1 protein-coding gene is annotated in these 1545 nt (G+C 41.0%); it reads right to left on the minus strand.

Annotated elements, in window-relative coordinates; translation table 11 throughout:
- Positions 1 to 85: 85 nt before the first annotated feature.
- On the minus strand, positions 86 to 1270 hold the full coding sequence (locus tag LI954_RS15935; RefSeq protein WP_229444970.1) for an IS110 family transposase: 1185 nt from the start codon (positions 1268 to 1270) through the stop codon (positions 86 to 88).
- Positions 1271 to 1545 lie beyond the last annotated feature (275 nt).

A 1545-nucleotide genomic window follows, 5' to 3' on the forward strand; every position in this document is an offset into this window, starting at 1 on the left:
TTTATACGAAAACTAAAACGCTAAAAAAGCAAAAAAAGGCTACCCCCTACTAATCGCGTAGTTAGCCAAAATGGTATAGAGCACTTCAATGAATAGGGATTGAGGTGTTCTTTTCATTTGATAAATAACTTCCTCCAAGTTCTTGATAACGGGACTGATCGGAAAACATCCGATAAATGACTCGCAACAGTAGGTGTACTGTCGCAACAATCGCTTTTTTGTGACCGGCGTTCTTTCTTATACGAAAGAAAAAGGCGCGTATTCGATTGGATTTTCCTTGAGAAATAGCCGCTGCTCCTTGAGCCAATACCTTTTTTAAATAAGAGTTGCCTTTCCTTATTCTCTTACTTCGTATTTTTCCAGCACTTTGGTTGTTTCCTGGACAAACGCCCGCCCACGAAGCTAAATGACCAGCTGTAGGAAATACCGACATATCTACCCCGATCTCTGCTAGTACAACAGCTGCTGTTCGGCGATTGATTCCTGGTACTTCTTCTAAGCGTTCCACATACTCTTCATAAGGAGCAAGATAGTCATTGATTGTTTCTTCGACTTCTTTTATTTGATTTTCCAAACACTCAATTTGAGTGAGATGAAGAGCCAGCATTTTTCGATAATGTGGTGTCATGAATCCTTCTAAGGCTTCCATCAACTGAGGAACTTTTCTGCGTAATGTTGTATAAACGCACGTTAAAATGAGACTTTCTGTCATCGGTTGATCCTCAATCAACGCATAAAGTAAGGCTCTTCCAGATTTCCCATAGATATCTTTGATCACTGAAGCCAATTTGATGCCCGCATTTTGCAGCACCATGTGCCCCCGATTTTTTTCCCGATTCAAGTCTTCCACCAAATGTTTACGGTAGCGTGTCAACTCTCTCAATTCCTGAATCGGTTCTGGTGGAACAAAGCTTGTAGGGACAACGCCTAATCGAGTGAGTCGAGCAATCCATTCGGCATCTTTCATATCCGTTTTTTTCCCTGGAATATTCTTGATGTGACGGGGATTCGCCAATTGTAGGTCAAAATGGTTCTGTAAAATCCGCCAGACACATTTCCAGTAAACACCCGTGCTTTCCATACTGATGTGTGTGACATCATAGGACATCAACCAATCAGATAATTCGAATAATCCACGAGTGGTGGTATCGAAACTGCCAAAGAATTTTTCTGGGCGCTTTTTTCCTTCAACAGAGCGAATCACACAGGCAACAATAACTTTTTGGTGGATGTCTAATCCAGCGCAACAAGAACGAAAAACATCTTCCATCATAAAAACCTCCTTGAAAAAAAGTACAGAAGAGGCTATTCTACTTATAGAAACAATTTATTTTTATACGCAGGTTCTATGACCTAATGGTTGATGCAAATAAGTAGAATGATCTAGTTTGTCACTCAAGGTCAACTTGGTGAAGAACCTCAATAAGTAATCGACCTACAAGCCACTCCTGTCAGTTTCAGTATGACAGGAAATGGGCTGTAGGTCGATTCTTTTTTTGTTTTCATTCTGTTTGGTGGCGGGAACCGCCATGGGTGTTTGTCACA

The sequence above is a fragment of the Enterococcus sp. CWB-B31 genome (assembly GCF_020567645.1).
Taxonomy (GTDB): domain Bacteria; phylum Bacillota; class Bacilli; order Lactobacillales; family Enterococcaceae; genus Enterococcus_L.